The 1,961-nt window shown below is 63.3% G+C and carries 4 protein-coding genes; 3 read left to right on the forward strand and 1 reads right to left on the reverse strand.

Annotated features, from left to right (window positions below):
* The first annotated feature begins 327 nt into the window (after window positions 1-327).
* Window positions 328-705: an IS66-like element accessory protein TnpA gene (gene tnpA / locus AC1DY5_RS53410; protein WP_478122315.1), complete on the forward strand. Its 378-nt coding sequence runs from the start codon at window positions 328-330 to the stop codon at window positions 703-705.
* The gene (gene tnpB, locus AC1DY5_RS53415; protein WP_478122316.1) at window positions 702-1,043 is read left to right on the forward strand and encodes an IS66 family insertion sequence element accessory protein TnpB; all 342 of its coding nucleotides are present in this window, start codon (window positions 702-704) and stop codon (window positions 1,041-1,043) included. Before tnpA ends, tnpB begins: the two co-directional genes overlap by 4 nt.
* 12 nt (window positions 1,044-1,055) lie before the next feature.
* Here tnpB and AC1DY5_RS53420 read toward each other — a convergent pair whose 3' ends face one another.
* The gene (locus AC1DY5_RS53420) at window positions 1,056-1,343 is read right to left on the reverse strand and encodes a helix-turn-helix domain-containing protein (RefSeq protein ID WP_478122317.1); all 288 of its coding nucleotides are present in this window, start codon (window positions 1,341-1,343) and stop codon (window positions 1,056-1,058) included.
* 160 nt (window positions 1,344-1,503) lie between these two features.
* On the opposite strand from AC1DY5_RS53420, the gene AC1DY5_RS53425 reads away from it, so the two are divergent.
* Window positions 1,504-1,961 (forward strand): transposase domain-containing protein (locus AC1DY5_RS53425; protein WP_478122318.1); only part of this gene is annotated, 458 nt, incomplete at its 3' end.

Consider the following 1,961-nt stretch of genomic DNA (forward strand, 5'->3'; position numbering starts at 1 on the left):
ATTTGTGTTGTGCTGCGAAGAAGTCGGCTGCGTCCTTATATCCGGCCTTGATTGCGCGGCTCGCCTGGTTTCCCCGACTCGCCCCGCTGGCCCCCATGCATATCCGCTGACAAGCGCCTCATCTCCTATGGCGGACTTTCTATGTCCGAGACCACATGCAGGTTTAGCTCGTCCCGGTCTGACCTGTTTCACATCACTTCACTCTTTGCTGCCTCACTACCCTTGCGAAGACTGATCCATATCCTTTCTGTAAGCGTCCAGCCGCGGCACCTTGATTGCGACGGATCGTTTTAGGATGCTCGTGTCCACTACGTTTTTGGTGGACACGTGCACACTATTTCCAACGAAGCCAGCGCTGGCCGTCGACGCCGGCGCACACATAGCGCCGAGTTCAAGGCGCAGGTCGTGGCGGCATGCAGCTCGCCTGGCGTATCGATCGCTGCGGTGTCGATGGCCCATGGCGTCAACGCGAACCTGGCCCGCCGCTGGGTTCTTGAGGCCGAGCGGCGTGGTGGCGGCGCGCTGGCGAGGGCTGCCAACAGCGCTGTGGTCGCCGCCTTCGTGCCGGTGCAAATCCCGCCCGCCGAGGCTGAGCCCGCGGCCATTCGCATCGAGTTGCACCGGGGCACGACCGCCATCACCGTGAGCTGGCCGTGCGCCGCCGCTGCGGAGTGTGCGGCCTGGATGCGGGAGCTGCTGCGGTGATTCGCATCGACGCCGTCTGGCTGGCGGTGCAGCCCATCGACATGCGCGCCGGCACCGAGCGGCTGCTGGCGAGCGTCGTACAGGTCTTCGGCGCCGCGCAGGCTCATCACGGGTACCTCTTCGCCAACGCCCGTTCATCGCGCATCAGGCTCCTGGTGCACGATGGCTTCGGGGTGTGGTGCGCCGCACGACGACTGAACAAAGGCAGCTTCGAGTGGCCACGCAACGTCGCAGCCGACGCCGCACCGCTGGCGCTGAGCAAGGATCAATTCGACGCTCTGGTGCTCGGGCTGCCCTGGCAGCGCCTGGAGCAATTGAGAGTGATCACGCGGATGTGACCCGAGTGCCGATCAACGCTGAGCTGGCTCGGGATGCAGCCGGGGACGTCCCGGGCGCACCCGTTCGTCCAGGCCTGCCAATCGATCCTTGAAGAAGCGCTTGCGCCATTGGCTGACCACTTCACGGCGCGTATCCAGGCGAGCGGCGATCTCGTCGTTGTCGATGCCCTGGGCGGCCATCAAGATCATCTTGGCGCGAATCACTTCAAAATAGGGCAACGTATATCGAACCGCCCGCCGGTTCAACTCKGCAGCCTCTGCGACCGACAACTCAATGTGGAACGGGCTTCTTCTCGGCATCTCAATACCTTCATGACCTTCAGCGCAGAGTCTTCCGGTCCGGTGTTACAGGGGACCTTGCACAGCAACTTTAATACGTTATTGTATTTAKKYAAAAGCCTAGCGCAAAGACGCCYCCRCGGCAATCCAAACATGCACCGATGACCGCRTCGATGTGGCCTTGCACAATGCGGACATGCTCGATGCGCAGCAGTTCAAAGCCGAAGATCTGAAGGGTCTGAGCCCGGACGAATTGACGGCTCTGGCCGTGCAAATGCTGGCCCACATCGGGGAGCAGACCAAGCACATCGACGCGCTGGACAAGCGGGTCMACTCGCAGGCCCAAGGCATCAAGTGGCGTGATGCCAAGATCGAGAGCATCACGTTCCAGCTCGCCAAGCTCAAGGCCTGGCGGTTCGGCGCCAAGACCGAGCGCATGAACGCCGAGCAGCGCGAGATCTTCGAGGAGACATTCGCCGCCGACCAGGCGAGCCTGGAAGCTCAGCTCGCCGCCCTGCACAGCAGCACCCCGGAGGGCACCCCAGGCGGCAGAGCACCCGAGGACCAGAAGCGCCGCCAGCCCAAGCGCGAGGCACTGCCGCCGCACCTGCCGCGCGTGGACCAGCGCATCGAACCGGA

It is taken from the genome of Variovorax sp. P4_D9, assembly GCF_056401695.1.